General features: G+C 24.5%; 11 protein-coding genes and 3 pseudogenes. 6 read left to right on the top strand and 8 right to left on the bottom strand.

Going from position 1 to position 17353, the window contains the following annotated elements:
- Positions 1–24: 24 nt before the first annotated feature.
- Entirely contained in the window at positions 25–834 is an 810-nt protein-coding gene (locus tag BB_RS04730) for a tetratricopeptide repeat protein (RefSeq protein ID WP_010890366.1), read from the bottom strand.
- Positions 835–3913: 3079 nt separating this feature from the next.
- Here BB_RS04730 and BB_RS04725 point away from each other — a divergent pair.
- The 5 genes from BB_RS04725 to BB_RS04705 all read left to right on the top strand — a co-directional run bounded on the left by BB_RS04725 (position 3914) and on the right by BB_RS04705 (position 8477).
- Entirely contained in the window at positions 3914–4909 is a 996-nt protein-coding gene (locus BB_RS04725) for a plasmid maintenance protein (protein ID WP_010890355.1), read from the top strand.
- The gene (locus tag BB_RS04720) at positions 4902–5492 is read left to right on the top strand and encodes a DUF226 domain-containing protein (protein ID WP_010890354.1); all 591 of its coding nucleotides are present in this window, start codon (positions 4902–4904) and stop codon (positions 5490–5492) included. Before BB_RS04725 ends, BB_RS04720 begins: the two co-directional genes overlap by 8 nt.
- A complete protein-coding gene (locus BB_RS04715; RefSeq protein ID WP_010257237.1) occupies positions 5465–6202 on the top strand; it encodes a ParA family protein in 738 nt (245 codons plus the stop codon). Before BB_RS04720 ends, BB_RS04715 begins: the two co-directional genes overlap by 28 nt.
- Before the next feature lie 46 nt (positions 6203–6248).
- A complete protein-coding gene (locus BB_RS04710; protein ID WP_010257233.1) occupies positions 6249–6836 on the top strand; it encodes a chromosome replication/partitioning protein in 588 nt (195 codons plus the stop codon).
- A gap of 1362 nt (positions 6837–8198) precedes the next feature.
- The gene (locus tag BB_RS04705; RefSeq protein WP_010890359.1) at positions 8199–8477 is read left to right on the top strand and encodes a hypothetical protein; all 279 of its coding nucleotides are present in this window, start codon (positions 8199–8201) and stop codon (positions 8475–8477) included.
- Positions 8478–9877: 1400 nt separating this feature from the next.
- Here the strand turns inward: BB_RS04705 and BB_RS04700 are convergent.
- The 4 genes from BB_RS04700 to BB_RS08035 form a co-directional block, all read right to left on the bottom strand.
- Positions 9878–10084, bottom strand: coding sequence for a hypothetical protein (locus BB_RS04700; protein WP_012686512.1), 207 nt, complete (start codon positions 10082–10084; stop codon positions 9878–9880).
- Positions 10085–10491: 407 nt separating this feature from the next.
- A complete protein-coding gene (gene ospD, locus BB_RS04695) occupies positions 10492–11265 on the bottom strand; it encodes an outer surface protein OspD (RefSeq protein ID WP_010890353.1) in 774 nt (257 codons plus the stop codon).
- Between the two features lie 592 nt (positions 11266–11857).
- Complete coding sequence (locus tag BB_RS04690; protein WP_010890357.1) at positions 11858–12778, bottom strand: P12 family lipoprotein; 921 nt, start codon at positions 12776–12778, stop codon at positions 11858–11860.
- A gap of 283 nt (positions 12779–13061) precedes the next feature.
- Complete coding sequence (locus BB_RS08035; protein ID WP_367608033.1) at positions 13062–13133, bottom strand: hypothetical protein; 72 nt, start codon at positions 13131–13133, stop codon at positions 13062–13064.
- A gap of 392 nt (positions 13134–13525) precedes the next feature.
- On the opposite strand from BB_RS08035, the pseudogene BB_RS07990 reads away from it, so the two are divergent.
- A pseudogene (locus BB_RS07990) lies at positions 13526–14621 on the top strand (RNA-guided endonuclease TnpB family protein).
- A 479-nt stretch (positions 14622–15100) separates the two neighbouring features.
- On the opposite strand, the gene BB_RS07985 reads toward BB_RS07990, so the two are convergent.
- From BB_RS07985 to BB_RS04670, 3 genes and pseudogenes are all read right to left on the bottom strand, one after another.
- Entirely contained in the window at positions 15101–15253 is a 153-nt protein-coding gene (locus tag BB_RS07985) for a type ISP restriction/modification enzyme (RefSeq protein ID WP_012665807.1), read from the bottom strand.
- Between the two features lie 106 nt (positions 15254–15359).
- Positions 15360–15490: pseudogene (locus BB_RS07810) on the bottom strand (P13 family porin).
- A 652-nt stretch (positions 15491–16142) separates the two neighbouring features.
- Positions 16143–16872 (bottom strand): annotated as a pseudogene (locus tag BB_RS04670) (virulence associated lipoprotein).
- Positions 16873–17353 lie beyond the last annotated feature (481 nt).

The raw sequence follows: 17353 nt of genomic DNA, 5'->3' as shown, positions 1-17353 counted from the left end.
GAGTTATATTAACTTCTTATTCAACTAATTTTTTATAGGAAAATCCATAAACAAATTTCCAGCCTTGTTTTGTTCTAGAACTATCTTGTGAAAAGCTCCGTTGGGAAATATTTCACCAGCTTTGAGTATATATTTAAGGCTTTCTTTTTCATTTTTAAGAAGGAAATGAGCTTGACTTATCCATATATTTGCAAAATATTTTTCCACATCTGTTTGACCATATTTAAATCCTAATTGAGCAAATGACAAAGTTTTATTTGGATCTCCCCCCGCAATCCTTGGAGCATATAAATACCAACTTGCAAGAGAAGTGTTGGCAAATGAGTTTTTACTATTAATTTTTAAGGACTTTTCAAAATATTTTCTAGCCTCATTTGCAAGCTTGCTTAAAGCTGCACCTCCCGCATACCTCAAAAGCATTAAATTAACATCTCCCAAGATCCTGCAAATATCGCTTTGAATGGTTTTTTCCAAACCTTTAAAATCTGTTGATGCAATGAGCTCTAAAAGAGATTTTTGAGTGGATTTTAAAACAGAATAACTTTTAGAAGAATTCCTTCTTCCTTCTTTATTCTGAAGAAGTCTGGCAATTTGGTAATCAACAAGATTAAAAAAATATGACTTGATGCCGGAGCTCATTTCGCTCAATGTTTCTTTAAATTTACCAAACCTATATATATAGACATCTTCATCATTTTTTTTTGACAATTCCTCAATTTTGCCCGAATAATAACCTTCCAATATGCCATAAAATTTTCTACTTGAAACATCAAATGAATATACACAAACAACACTAAAAGTTAATAATAAAAAACAACAACTAATTTCTCTCATAATTACCCCATTCAAACTTTAGTTCAGTACTTAATAAATTCTAATTTTTTTGAAAAAATAATAAAAAAAATAAATTCAATACTGTACACTCATTTTTGAAATTTGATCTTAACCCAATACAAAAACAACCATACTTTTAAAAAACAAACGGTCTATCATATTTAAATAATTCAACATTTAAACTTTATTTAAACTTTAAAGAGAATATTTATAAGCAAATGTTTTTAATTTTTAAAATTCAATAAAAGTTACTGATTAATAAATATTAATTTTTCTTATAAAGAAGAAACTAAAAAATCAATTATTTATTCAAATTTATTAATAATAAAATTTATGCATGTCAAGCAAAAATAAAGCTTTAAATATGAATTTTATAAAAAATAAAAGATGTGAGTGAGAAAATACAAACTCATTGTTAAAAATTAAGACTAAACAAAACAATTTTTATTAATCCATTTTTAGATGCAAGGCACTATTGTCACACCGATCCTTTATTTATCCAGACTGAAGTTGTAATTGGAATTATTAAAAATGAAAAAAGTTGAATATGTTCTTTATTCTAAAGATAAAAAACACACTATTTTATTAGACGCCAATATATTGCAAGGCAAATCTTGAAAAGCATTTTAATTAATTATTAAATTATTTTTACAATCTTCATTCTAAATATAAAATTAAATTCGGCATATTAACAAATGGTATAAAATATAGATTCTATACTGATTTAGACAAAACTAATATGCGAAACAAAGAGCCTTTTTAAATTATTAATTTAGAAAAATTAAGATCTAAAGATTTTGAATATCTTAAAAAGTTCTCTAGAAATTCTTTAAATATTAAAGAAACTAAATCTTTTACATTAAAAAATATACAGACAAGCTTTTTGTTTCTTTTTTAAAATAAACAAAAACATAGGTGATAATTTTCTTGGTTTTATTAAAACTAAAATTGGTTTTAATAAAACATATTTAAATGAAATATGCAAATAAATTTTTGCCCTTGCCAAACATCCATTGCTATCTACTTTTCTTATATTTCTTTTTAGTATATTTGTTTATTTTAAATTACTAAAATCTCTATTAAAATCTTAAACCAATTTTCAATTTTTTTTGGATTGCTGAAAAATCAAATAAATTTAATCGCTCTAATTCAGTAAAAAGTCTTTTTTATATATTTTTGACCTCATAAAACAAAGAAATAAATATTTCCATCGCTCCTTTTTAGGATTATATTTTTTATTTTTATGATACACAATATTACATTCTTGTACAGAATATAAGCTTAGTATGAAGTATTTCATTTACAGTGTTTTTATCCTCTAGTAAACTAATTTTTAATACTCTTATTAATACAAAATCCTATTCTTTTTAATGAGAACTTCTTTTTAATATTGGGTAATATATAAGGATAAATCATGATGGTTAAAATATCTAAATGTCCTGAAATTTCCTGCGCAAGACTATAAGGCAAGTATTTTTGGTTTCTTGATAAATATCTGTTAAAGAGGATATGGCAAAATAAATGAGAGTACACTCTTTTTTAAAAAATATTAATTTTTTAGTCATCCTGCCAGCTAGTCGAGCGCTATAAAATAGATTACTATTTATAATTTGAAAATATAGCTATTATTTTTTTAAACTAAATTTAAAGCGTATTTCGATTGCCTCTTTTAATGGGCCTTTAAAATAAAAAACTATTCTATCTTTATTGACTTTACCTTTTTAATATGACTTCTACCAGCACTACACCATATATCAATCCAGTTAACAGATCTAAATATTTTTATGCTAGTATTAAAAGCAAATTCAATTAAAAGCCTATTTTAATAAATAGCTCTATGCCTTTTATTCAATAAACCAAGTGACAGCCTTATTTCTTCTATAGTTAATACTTTTAGCTACTCACTCTTTTCCCTTTTATTGCTTGTTGATATTCAAGTTAATTAAAATTCAAACCTTTAAAGATAGTCGCCAAAGTTGTTAATAGCACAATAAAAATTGTTTTATTGTGCTATCTTTTGTTTATTAAAGTTATCATTAAAATAACAAAATAAAGTAGTGGGAAAGTTATTCTTAGTAAGTTGCATAAAGAAAGCGACAAAAAACTAAAAAATTTTTAAAAAGTTAAAGAGAAAATGTTTATAGCATTAAAAATGCAACTCAATGCGGGAAAGTTTTTGAAGCTAAAGATATCAAAAACTAAGAAATAAAATGATTTTAACATTAATATAAAAGCCTTTCAATAATATATAAATTTTAGAAATGCCCATTATTAGCCTCCTAATAATGCCCGAGCTGATAGTAATAGTAATAGTGACAGTTGTTTTAATACTTCATATATAATAAAAGTGGATGATTTGGTAAAAATTATTAACAACTTATAAAAACCTTGATAAATTGCAAATAGCTATTAATATACAAAAACTATGAAAACCTAATTAAAAATATAATCTTTTTTATTAAACAAAAATATATTTAAAAGACATATGGTTTTAAAATAATTATATATCTTTTACCTTTATAAAATAGACAATAAAATCCTTATTTAAGGGATATATAGATAATCTTTAAACCCCCTTAAAAAATGCAAAAAGCTAAACATACTGATAGAACCAATTTAGAAAATCTACTTAATAGCTTTAACAAAATGAATAAAAATTCAAATATACACGTTCAAAATAAAACAACCCGAAACAGAAAGGAGATTGGATCACCTAATTACATAACCAAAACAATAAAAGTATACTGAGCTATATTTTAAGTTAAGGAAATTGAACAAAATCTATTTAAATCTGATCTTAAAAAGATAAAACTTGTTGTTAATAATACTAAAATAAACAATATTATAGAGGTTCTTAGATTTTTTAGTATTGCTTCTCAATAAATTAAAAAAATAGAGAAATAAAAAAGCTTCCAGACTTTTCTTAATATAGAACAATTGCAATAAAAGAATTCATAAAAGAAAACTTAAAGCTAATATATCATCTATAAATAATAAAAAATATTAAAAAATAGAGGTTGAAATTTTTACATATTTTATACATAATAATAATTATTACACGAACAAATAGGAGATTAAGATGGCATTAAATTTGCTTAACCATAACCACAACAAAACCAATACCAACAAACTACTTTCAAAAGATTCAAGGCTCAAAAAAATTATTTCAGTAATTAATTACTTAAATAAAAGTTTTGAAAAAAAATATGATATTTCAATATATAGAATTCATTTTAATTCTGAAAAACTAAAAGAGCTTTATCCTCATCATCAAATAGATATCCTTAGAGTTTTAAACTCTAATATAAGCAAAGAAGGCTATAAACCAACTGTAATAAGAACCTTAAGAGAAGACCTAAGATTTTTAATTCACATAAAAGCAATTGAAAAAAAAATATTAACATTCTCAAATAACTTAGGAAAATTTAAGGGAAAATTATGTATATATAAGGTGTCGCCTATTGCATATAAATTAATATCTGCTTATTTTGAAGCTTATAAAGCAGACCTCTATAGAAAAATAAAAAAGAGTAAAGACGGGCTTGATACACAAAATGTAACTAAAAATGTTACTGTATATATAAATTATCATAAAAATATATATAATAAGAATTCTATTGAAACCGTCTTTAAAAAATCCTACACTAAGAAAAAAACAAAAAAGAAAAACAAAAAAGAATTCACAAAAAATAATTTGGAAAAAAGGTTGAAATTACCTGAAGAAATAACTAAAGAAATTATAAGTATAGCAAAAAAAACTAAAAATCCAGATAAAACTTACAAAAATACGCTTTTTAATTACAAAGATTTCTTAAACTATTTATCATATGACTATAAAAAAGAAGATATTTCATATTTCTTTTTGAGCAAACTTAAAGAATATAAAAATAAAATTCACTTTATGAGAAAATACGCTCCTTATAAAACAGACTTTTACCTACTTGCAGGAGAATTCAAAGATTCGTACCATTCTAAATGGAAAACAAATAAAAAAACCAATTTTAGCGGACATGTAAAAGAAATAGCCAACAACATTCTAAGTAAAATTTTAGAAAAGGAGCTAAAGTTTGAATGATTTACTAGAAAAACTAAAAGCGAGAAAAAAAGAAATAATAAGCAAGAAAGAAGCGGAATATAACAATAATATAAATAAAGGAACAAAAGAAAGAACTGCCTTTTTTAGAATTGAAGAAATAGATAATAAAAAAATATATTATACAAAAATCTTTAAATATTTAGTAAAATTTAGAATTGCCAATAAAGACAATAAGCTAAGTTTAACTTTCCAAAAACTTAATAATAAAAAAAATTATTATTTATTTAATCTTTTTCCTCTAAAAGAAGACAACAAGTTTCTAGGAATAAAATATGGATGGGACAAATTAGAAAAGCCTTTTTTTTTAAGGCAAAATAATAAATCTTATGTAATAAAAAAACTTTATTATTTAGAATTTAAATTTAGCAAAGGGTCTATTAAGTGTTACGTTCAGTCTCTTAGAACACTATTAAGAAAAAAAGACAAAGAAAGTACCAAATATTATAAGTTTAATTTAGAACACATAAAAAGAATGGAAAATACCGTATATAAATTTTACAGTAAAAAGCTAAAAAATAAAGGAGTAATATATAAATGGATAGAAAAAAATCAAATATTATAACAATAGCAAATCTTAAGGGAGGTGTAGGCAAGAGCACACTATCAATACTGTTTTCTTATGTATTAAAGGATTTGGGTAAAAAAGTATTGCTTATTGATATGGATTCACAAAATGCTTTAACTTCATATTTTAGAAAATATGTTTTTAATTTTGATAAAAATAACATTTATAATTTATTAATAGGCAATGTTTATTTTGATCAATGTATAAGTAAAATCAACGATAATATTTTTATAATTCCATCACATCCTTTTCTTGATGAATTTAATGATAAAAATTTGGATAATAAGGAAAATTTATTGAGTTTTTGTTTAGACAAAAATGTTTTAGGCCATGATTTTGATTATATTTTTCTTGATACTCCCCCTAGTTTTAGTTTTATTTTAAAAAATGCATTAAATACTACAAATCACATTATTATTCCAGTTCAACCTGAAACATGGTCAATAGAAAGTTTGGAGATATTAATGAAAAAAATTACAGATAAAAGCTACAATATTTCTATTGTTGTAAATCAATTTATTAAAAACAGGAATATACTTAAAGAGGTTGAAGATGCTCTATATAAACGATATAGTAACTATATAAAAGGTAAAATTCATTATTATAATAGTATAAAGGTTTTTATAATTAACCGTTTGGAACCAGATATAAAGAGCAAATATTATAAAGAAGCAAAAGATGTATTAAAAAATATTTTAGATTTGTAACATTTTTTTATATTCCCCCGGGGGAATATAAAAAAGGGAGTTTAAAATGAAAATAAAAGCCGAAAAAGATAAAGAAGCATTATTTAGTAATCGTTTTGGGGATTGCAATGAAGAAACAAATTTAAATGACGATCAAGATAAAGAATTGGCAAATTATAATAATCTAAAAGAACAGCTTAAGTATAATTTAAAAGATGATATTAATAATAAAATTCAAAGAATGAAAATATTATATGAAATTAAACAAAAAGAATTATATAAGTACGATGGTTTTGCTCGTTTTAATGATTTTATAAAATCTTTTGAAGTTGCAAAAAGTCAGGCTTATAGGTATTTAAAAATTTATCAAAAAGTTCTAGAGGGTAAAGTGTCCATTGATAAAATAAAAGAAGTGGGCTTTAAGGCTATATTAAGAGATATAAAGGCCAAAGATTCTTTAAACGAAGATAACCATAGTGAATCTGAAGGCGCTAATGAAAGCATTCCTATTAGAATTTTAGTAAAGGATAAAGAATTATATAATTTCTGTAAACAAGATACTAAAAGATTGTATTTTATTATTGAAAAAATTTATAAAGAAAAGAGAGATGTTTTATCTGAGCTTATAATTGAGTATGAAAAAAATAAAAAATAAAAAATAAAAAATAAGCCTATTGATTAATAATGTATATTATGATAGCATTTAATCAGGTTGGGATTTAATTTCCTATACTATTTGTTCGTTGTAAACGGAACTGCCCATATCGGGCTTTTTTGCTATATATAATCTTAATCAAAAGTAACTATTAACTATTAACTATTAACTATTAACTATTAACTATTAACTATTAACTATTAACTATTAACTATTAACTATTAACTATTAGTAGATTTAAGTTTTTCCCCGACTTAATTTTGAATCTATGTCTTTAATGATGTTTTTGTTAAAAATATCACTTGGTTATTTATTTTTATTTATTTAAGGGGGATCCAAGAGATTAATAATGTCTATTTCTTGGCTTTTTATTATTTTTAAATTTATAAGTCAAACAATAGATAATGTACAAAAAATAAACATTAATAAAACAGGCGTATTTGTAGCACTTATAAAATTGTTAAAATTGAACATATAGTTGGTGCTGAAAATGAAAATATGCGAGACAATGTACTATTAATAAAAGGTATAGTTACTAAAACCTTTGAATCTATATTTTTTTAAAAAATATTCTAATATTTTAGAATAAATAGAAATTAAAATTACTAAAAATATGGTTATAGTAATATATATGTAAATATATGAAACTATTATTAAAACTGATAATAAAAATATGATAACCAAAGCAATGCATATATTATATTTTTAATGTTTAATTTTTCTAAATATCCAGGCTCCTATAATATCTGATAAACAAAATAGTGCATATATAATTCCAAATATACTAATAGATTTATTGTTATCAATAAAAATAACTTTTCAATATAAATAAAAAGGTTGATAAAAAAATCGAATAGCGTCCATTAAAATAAATAATTCTAAAAGTTCTTTAGATTTTACTAATATTTTTTTAAACTTTATGGGATATAAAGTTAAATTTTATTTATTATGCTTATGATCTATATTCTTATCATTTGGTATGAAAAAATTGTAATTAAAGAGGATATTAAATATTAAATATTAAAATATATTAATAATAAAATTAAGTAAATTTTTATATCAATGGTAGTATTTTACAATTTATTTTTGAATTTCATTCAATATGGGCTACTAAAAATACTCGAGACAGCATAATCTTAAATAAAAAGAATACGGCTTCTAAAAGAAAAGTGAAAAGTAAAAGAAGTTCTAAAGAGAAAAATCAAAATTATTTATACACTAAATAAATAGTTCAAGGTTTAGAAGAATCTTTAAATAATAATAAGTCAAATGGAACTAATAGTGGATCGGGCTCTGCGTTGCTTGAAAATTTAAAAAAAGTAACAAAAAGGTTGTATATAGATAGTTGAAAAATCACAAAGTTTGTTGCATATAAATCATGCAAATGAAGCATTTAAGGAGATCAGTTCTGCAAAAGATAAAATTGACAGTTCCGATATAGGTAAAGGAATTGTTGATGTTCAAAAAACGCATAATAGATTACATGATTTATTGCGAGACATAAAGACTGAATTTTATAGCCAAAAGAATTCATTTTTAAATGGTGTTAGAGCTGAGAAAAGTAAGAAAAAGAATCAAATACTATTTAGATCTACTTCCTCTATAAATGGAAAAATTAGAAATGCAAATTATATACTTTAACATCCTCTTTAAAAATTTTCTAACTTGGTTGTAGAAGCCGTGCAATTGCTATTTGAGAGCATACCATTTTGATTTTTAATAGCAACTCACTAATGATTTATAGTGCTTTATTTATTGTATTCAATTCAAAAAAATACTAGATCACCGGGTTTTGGTGCTGGGAATATGGAAGAAAGCAGAAAATTATGTTGACAAGTTTGATGAACTTATAATTGTCAAGAATAAAGAATTATTTGTTATTTAAATTGAAAGATATGATTCTAATAGAAAATATTATCCTTTAATTAGATTTGCAAATTTAATTGAATTTGAAATTTTTAAAATTTAATTGCAGAAAAACTTTTTACTGACAATCAAGTTTTAAACAATTTCAACAAACAAGCAAGCTTTGATTAAGCCCGTTTGTAACAAAACATCTGAATTTTTAAACAGCAATGCACTAAGTGAGAGTTCTTTTTTTATTGAATTATATCTGTTAATTTAAAGCCCGTTTATTGGTTTTGATATGTAGAAGCTTTGAGAAGCTTGAATAATTTGTTTGATGTGAAATATATTTTTATAATAAAAAATCCAGCTATTATAAACAAAGATTATTAAACTTTAATTTACATTAAAGGGAAAGAACAATACTATTTTATAATTTTTCTTTTTAGAGAATTTTTTAATTAAAAAAGTTAATTATACATACATATTTATATAAATATGTATTGATTCTAATTTAATTATATTTTAATTATCTCTTGAGTTAATTAAAATATAATGACAATAATATACTTAAAAAGTTTGCAGGTTTAATGTTAGGTGTTGTCAAGGGTATCTTTGTTGCATCTTAAATCTCTAGATAAATGTTTTTTCTCTATGTAATATAACCTTTCTCCTAAATGTCGTATCTATAAAAACATAAGCCCCAGGTGTTTTTAAGTTTTTGTAACTTATGTATCACAAAAAATATACATAATATTGGTTCATTGCGGCGTGTTTATACTAATTTTGTTTATGATTATGCATTTTGGTTGTCAAAAATAGCTGAAGATTATTTTCCAGATGCAAAGGATATAGTATGTATAAGAGGTATTAAGAAAAAGCCTTATATATAACAGTCCTACTGCAGGGTATAACGATCATTACTATGCCTGGATAAATAATGTTAAAGTCGTAATAAAGCGGGCTAAAAATATGCTTAAGATGTTAAGCATAAACAAAAAATACTTAACGACAAGATAGATCAAGCAAAATTAGACTTTGATAAATTAAAAAGGATATATGATACTTTTAAAATTTTAGACCCTAGACCCTAGACCCTAGACCCTAGACCCTAGACCCTAGGTAGCAAAATAAAGGCGTAAAAAAATAATAGCTCCCTTTGTAAAGTTTATTATAAGAGAACATTTATTGCATTTCTATTTTTGTAACAGATATAAAAACAATCCTATTACTGCGGGAATAAATATTCCTAATATCCAGTAAAATGGAAATATTAAACCTTTGACTTGTTTACTAAGTTCACTTCTTACGTCTGTTATTTTTGTAGAAAGTTCAATTCTTGCTCTTTCTATCTTTTCATCTAATTTTCTTATTCCATTTTTAAATTCATCTCTAGCTCCCAATCATTTGCTTTTCAAGCATACTTATTCTGGTTTCTAGATTTCATTAATTAGAATTTAAATTGCTAAGTAACATGTGCTCTACAACATCTTCTGGAAAATCTTTATCAAGATGGCGATATTTTAAAAAAAATTACAATTCTTTTTAGTTTGCTCTTGATATTGCTTATCTCAATACTTATTAAGTCAATATTCCGTAATAAGTTTCTATGTCTTTTGAATACAAGATAATAGTAAGTATTATATACAAATAAAAACACTATTATTAATTTCTTTTTATTACAAAAATAAAAACAGAGTTAAATGTATATTATCCTGTAGATTTCATTTTTAATTAAAGATTTAATAGAAAAGGAAGGATAAGCCAGCACAAAATTATTCTTCCTTCCTTACTTCCATCTTTTATTTATTTAAGTATTTAACAAGGCCACAACTTCTTGTACTATTTCCTTTGCATTCTTAGCTATTTGTAATACTAACTCTGCTGCTTCTTTTATATCTGCAAGCTTTGTATTGTTCGTAGTTTCTGTCTTTATTTTATCCAATGTCTCTTTGACTGTATTTTCTACATCAATTAACTTATCTTTTGCTTCTACTGTAGCTTTCCAAGCTATTTCTACGGCCTCTTTAGCTTGTTTTATTTCAGCAGAATCAGAATAGTCAGATTCTGATTCTGATTCTGATATTTTTTGTTGCTCTTTATACAGTTTTTGCATGTTTTGTTCTGCTGCTTTAGTAAGGCTATATGCTTCTTTTGCAAGATTAGATGCAAATATTGCTTTATCACTAGAGTTCTTTATTTTTTCTAAATCTATTTCTGCCATTTGAGCTAAATCATGCATATTTTTTGTTGCACTTTTTACTTGATCTGCAGCAGATGAAATTAAATTAACTGCATTTATAACCGCTTCTACAACTTTATTTGCCTCATTTGATGCATTTAAATTATCTGTTGTATTTTTGGCTTCTTTTAGTGAATTTGTAGTTTGCTTTAATAACTGATTTAACTCACTTAATATGCTCTGTTTTTTTGATTCGTAATTTGAATTTGCGCCTTCATTATCTAAATATCCTTTTTGATTATTTAAATTAGATTTTGATGATAATTCTTGTTTATCATGAACACAAGATATTGAGAGCAATAAAAATAAACTTAACAGTAGTATTTTTATTAATTTTTTCATATTTATACTCCTTAAATATAATGTCTTAAATTATATTTTAATATCAATTATATTTCAATATCAATTATATTTTAATATCAATTATATTTTAATATCAATTATATTTTAATATCAATTATATTTTAATATCAATTATATTTTAATATCAATTGCCTACTAATTTCTATTTAGCTTGGCTAGCTTAAGGCTAAGAAAACAATAGTGAGTATTGAAAGGATGTTTAATGATGCTAAAAACAAGCAAAAAAATTAACTTTTATAGAGAATTGTCTTTAATTTGCGGTGTTATCTATAAACTATGTGAAAAGCTATTATATAGCTAGCAAGCTTTATCTAATAATAAGTCTTTGAAAAATGATAGTAAAAGTATGGATTCTCCTAATAATTTAGATAACGGTATTTTAAATAATGCAGGAAATACAGTAGAGACGTAAGGCTAGAAGTATGATTATTTTTATAATGTTGATGAGCAAATTAATAAAAAAGAATATATCTTAGTATAATTCCATGCTTGATTACTAATATAAGAGAGCCTTCTTTTAAAGAAGGCTCTAATTTAAATATATTAATATTTAAATATTTTCTTATTCATTTTAAGATTTACTTAAAACAGTCTTTGCATTTTCAATAAGTTCTTTTATAATTCTCCTTCTTCCCATGGCCAAACCTCTTTTAGAAGAAGAAGCTTCTAAGCTCTTTAAAGCATCTTCTACTTTATTTAAAGCCTGTCTAGCTAATTGTGATGCCACTTTATTTTCACTTTCCAATCTTTTAATAATGCCTTCTTTTAAAATTTCCTTAGCTTCATTAAAAAAGAAAGCCGCAGATCTTATCTCTTGTTCTGCAATATCAATGTGAACCATAATTTCATCAAGTTCATCCACTATCTTTAAATTATTTTGCAATTGTGTTAGTTCCTTTATTTTATCTCTATTGTTACGACCATTTTTTATTAATGATGTTTTTTTGTTCCTAATTTTAGTTATCACATCATAGAAATTATTTCTTATTAAAGTATATTCATGTTTAAGTGAATACATACTCTCAATTAACTCGGGAAATCCAGAGTCTCTAATAAGATTCTCTATATCTTTAATTGCTTTATCTGCTTTCTTTTCTTCCTTAGTAGAAGGGGAAAGATCTTCTTTTTTTATCTCTTTTTTTTGATTGTGCTTAATTGAAATGGTTGGTATACTAACCTTATTAGCAGATGTCTCTAAAGACACTACATGCCCTACAGGGAGGACTGCGGACTCTATATTGCCTACAGTAGTGGGTCTTGTGGATGCTAAGGATTTTGCGAGAGCAATTAAACTCTCGTCTTTCAATTCCTCAAAATTTTTAAAATCCTTTTTTTCTTCTTGATTCCCATATAAATTATTAAGAGCATTTTCTTGAACACTACTACCCAAAGTTTCTTTTATATCATTGTTATTTTTTTGCTCTTTATTAGGCAATTTAGAATCTAGATTACAAGATATCAATCCTATCGTTAACAATGTATATAAAAACAAATTTTTTTTGCATAAAAATATCCCCCTTTCCTCTTTACTGAGAATATATATTATAAATAATAATAATTCTTAATTAATATTATATATCATTTTGTTTGAATTACAATAAAATATAAATAAAAATTTATATTTATACTTTTTTATTTATTAATCATTTGCAGAATATTTGATAAGCTTTGAACTACTATTTCACTTCAGAAAGAAATTAACAAGTTGTTTAACTAAAAGTAACAAAGAATTCTTCACCTATAATTTCTATGAAATTTAGGTGGAGATGAATTTGCTAATAAATAGGTTTATTTTTATTTTGAATATATTTTTTGATGATATCAATAGAGGCGTTCCTCTCCTCTATAGAGATAAGGCAATAGCTTCTAGACCAAAAATAAGGTTTTCAGCAATACTTATCTAAATAAGTATAATATTTTTTCTTATAAATAAGCCTTGAATATTCTGTTTTTAGATTGTCGATGAATTTAGAAGGCTAAATATTGAGGGTAAATTCTAGTAATAAATGAATATGATCTTTATCATGGTTGAATTCATTAAGGGTTCTTTTCCATAAAGAGCATATTATATTAAGTATTATTTAGTAAAGGGAAGATGAAAACCTATCATTTTATGATTTATGCCTATATTTAGTAACTAATACTAGGTGATAATTAATTGAATATACACAGTGATTATTAATGGTTATCTTCTGTGACATATACGCTTAAGTATAAAATATTATAAAATGATAGAATAATTAGCGCTAATAAAGCTTATAAGCATAGAATATATCTTAACGGCAATCAAAAAAATACTTTTCAAAAGTATTTGGATGTGTAAAATTTTTGTATAACAAAATGTTAAGTGACAAGAAAGATTATTATGAAAAATAAACAAAGTCTTATTACCTATCCAAGTAAATATAAATAAGAATTTCTATTCTTAAAGAAAGTTAATAGTTTAGCTCTTTGTAATGTCCAGCTTGACTTAAACTCTGCATATAATAATTTTTTAGATAAATTAAAAAAGGAAATAGAACACAATAATTTTCTAAATATGAAAGTAAGAAAATAATAAAACTTTTAGAACTAATAATCAAAAAAACTCAATAAGAATGGAAAATTGTTATATAAAGCTATCTAAAATGGGGTTTGTAAAGCTATGTCTACATAAGATGCATTAAAGACAATGAGCTTATTAAAAATGTATTAGTAGAAAAAAGATGTTGATGATAAATATTATATTTCAATAACAGTTTAGTGCTTAGATACTAAAAATAACAGTGAAACTAAAGGCAATAAAAAAGAGATATTTGGTATTGATATGAGTATGAGATGCTTTTTAGTAAGTAGTGAAGGTTAGAAAATCAAGTATCCTAAATATTTACTAAAAAATGAAAATAAACTTAAAAAATACCAAAAAAACTATCGAGAAAGCAAAAAGGTTATATTAATAGAGCTAAATCTAGATTAAGAGTTGCCAAGCTACACAAGAAAATTTAAAATCAAAGAAAAGACTTTTTGCACGAATTATCTTATTACTTTGTATCCAATTATAAAAACATAGTAATAGAAAATTTATCAATTAAAGGTATGCAAAAAGGAATGTTTGGAAAAAGTATTAATAATTAAGGATGGTCTGAGTTCGTAAGACAATTACCATATAAATCAGAATGGTATGAATCCCCTTTATATAAAGTAGATAAATATTTTCCATCAATTAAACTATGCAGTAGTTGCCACATTAAAAATGACTCTAAAATTAAAGTGATACTAGGTGGACTTACAGTAGTTGTAACATTTTGTATGATAGGTATATAAATGCAGGTCTAAACCTTAATTCTTTATTTTGATAAAAATAAACAGAAATATTTAACAGCTTTGCAGACAACAAAGGAAGAAAGCTGCGCTATTTTTAGAAACTTAATTTTTCTTAAGTTGAATAGAACCTAAATTTTTATTTTTAGCTAAAGCAGGCAATAGCTAAAAATAAAAAAACTATTTATCTCTGTGCCCATTTTAATTTCTTTGCCCTTATAGTGTAGAAAGCTTTTACCAGCTTGTTCTTTTTTCTATTTTTTATCTAAGTTTTGATAATTAAATATTAGCGCAATTTATAGATTTTATTTTTGGAGATTAATTTGTTTTCAAAGCATCATTTGAATTACTTTGCTGTGCTAAGCAGATTTTAATGTAGGTTTCATTTGCTTCTTCTTTATAAAAAAACTTTTTCTATGATTGGGTTTTGTTTTAGAGCTTTATCTGAAAATGAAAAACATTTTTTAATGTTGCTATTTAGCGCTGGAACAATTTTTTAGTAAATAGGAATTAATCAGCTCTGTTCCGAGTTTACTGAGTTTTTAAATATTAAAGTATTTTTTACAAAAATGATTTTAGGAAAGTCTATTTGTAAGTGCTCGTAGAATATATTCCGATAAATATTTGAGTAAAGAATCTCGAAAATATAACCGAAGCAAGGAGCCATTTCTTTAATTTTTGATTTCTAAATGGTATTAATGTTTTTTATTTTCATTGATAAGCTTAAGAAGAGGGTATTAATACTAACATGCTCTTCCTAGGTAAATTGATTTTTAATAACTTTTTTTAAACGACAGCTGTAATCCGTTTATTCTAATGTCAAAATTGGATTTAAAACCTACAAGCCCAATGCCGAGTCTTTTTTTAAGTTTTCATTGTATCTGTTTGCAAATTTAAAGGGAATAATAATTCTAGTTGTGTAGGATGCTGTAATCGTGAGTTCTCCTTCCTATTCCTAATGATTCTATTCCGATTGCTTCTGTTGGTGTTTTTGACGGGATGCTTCTGATAATGTATCCAAGTTATCTCAAGTATATTTCCCCGAGTACCTGAGATCTAAGCAATTCACCGTGCTGCCAATATAATCCTCTTGGCCAAAAAAAAGATCCTATTCCTAAAGTCAAAGAGACATTTAAAAAGTTATAGTAATAATACGGGTGCTTTTTCGCTTTCATATTTCATTACGGCTGCAATATACTCAACACCTTTTTCAACTCTAACTTATTATCTTGTGTTGCAAAGATTTGCATTGTTAAACTAAAAATTAATAATAATATGAAAATTTTTTCATATTATTATTACTCCCCTAATAATAAAGTTTTGATAATTAAATATTAGTGCAAGTTATTAGATTTTGAGCTTGTAGATTAGTTTTTCTCTAAAATATTATTTGAATTGCTTTGCTGTGCTAAGCAGATTTTAATTTAGGTTTTATTAATTTTCCAGTGAACTACTATTTCTATAATCTTTGATTATAGAAATAGTAGTTCACTATTAAGCCTATCCTTTTTATAAAGGATAGGCTTTTACATGATATCAATTTCAATAACATAACTTTAAAGGTTGCTTATTGATAATATGTTATTTTTCAGCTCTGTTGTTTGGAAGCTTTTTTTTACAATTTGCTTGTAAAGTTCCGTTAAATGAGATTCAAGCTTAGCAATATCTGTTTTTGTAGAATTTATATAATCTTTATAATCTAATAAAAGCTGTTCTAACATTTTTGAGATATCTGTTTTTATAGATAATAATTTTTCAAACGAATTTTTAAGCTTTTTTAAATCTGAAACGGTCAGTGTATCTAGAGTCTCTTTTTTAAGACATAATAAGTGATTAATCACTGTGTCAAAAGTGCTTCCGAAGTTGCAAAAGGTGCCAAATAGGAGGGTTTTTTGTTTTGATCGAATTAAAATCTTCGAAAGATTCGCTAATTTATTGGTATTAATAGAATTTAAAGTAGCATAAGTGAATTTTCTATAGTTTTTAGATCGCTCGGTATTATCTGCTACCGTTTCATATGATGCTACCCAAAAAATTTCTTTGAAAATTGATATTCCATATTGGTTTGAAGGTTCTTCTTCTAATTTTTTTCATATTTTTTTATCCTGCACTAGCTGTTTCTATTAAATTTTTTAAATCATCAAGTAGGGCATTTTTTATTTGTTTATTAGGGATTCTTCCTGTTTTTAATTCCTTTTTAGAATTATTTTGATTGGTATTAGAATCTGGATTGCAAGCATTTAAAAATAGAAAAACAAATATACTTACGATTATATGGTATTTCATAGATATTCTCCTTAACTATAATATAATGCAATAATACTATAATTAAATAATTAGTATTAATTATTTAATTAATAAGAATATTTTTATTTTTGGATATTTTATAATATTTTTAGTTTTTTAATGTTAGTAATTTGATAATTGTTGCTACATCAATTGGTGTTTTGAGAGGAATGACTAAATATGACCAGTTACTATTAGCAGAAGAGAGAATGAAACGGTTAAAACTGCTGTTTTGAAGGAGCCATTAAAACTTTGGTAGTATTAAAACTTTGTTTTAATACTACCTGTTGGTTTAATTATTGAAAACTTACTAAATGAAGTAAGAAAAAGGCCACTCCACTTCGGTTTGGTCTAGATGTTGAACAATATGAACACCAATAATAATTTGCGTTTTCTTGGAAATTTTTCAACCAGTATGAATTATTATTGGATTTGGGCAACTATTCTGTGAAGGAAGATGTTTTTCTTTTGCTTTTTATAC

It is taken from the genome of Borreliella burgdorferi B31, from assembly GCF_000008685.2.
GTDB classification, from domain to species: Bacteria; Spirochaetota; Spirochaetia; order Borreliales; family Borreliaceae; genus Borreliella; species Borreliella burgdorferi.
Note: the sequence above shows the minus strand (reverse complement) of the source record. Positions and strands in the feature narration are given on the sequence as shown.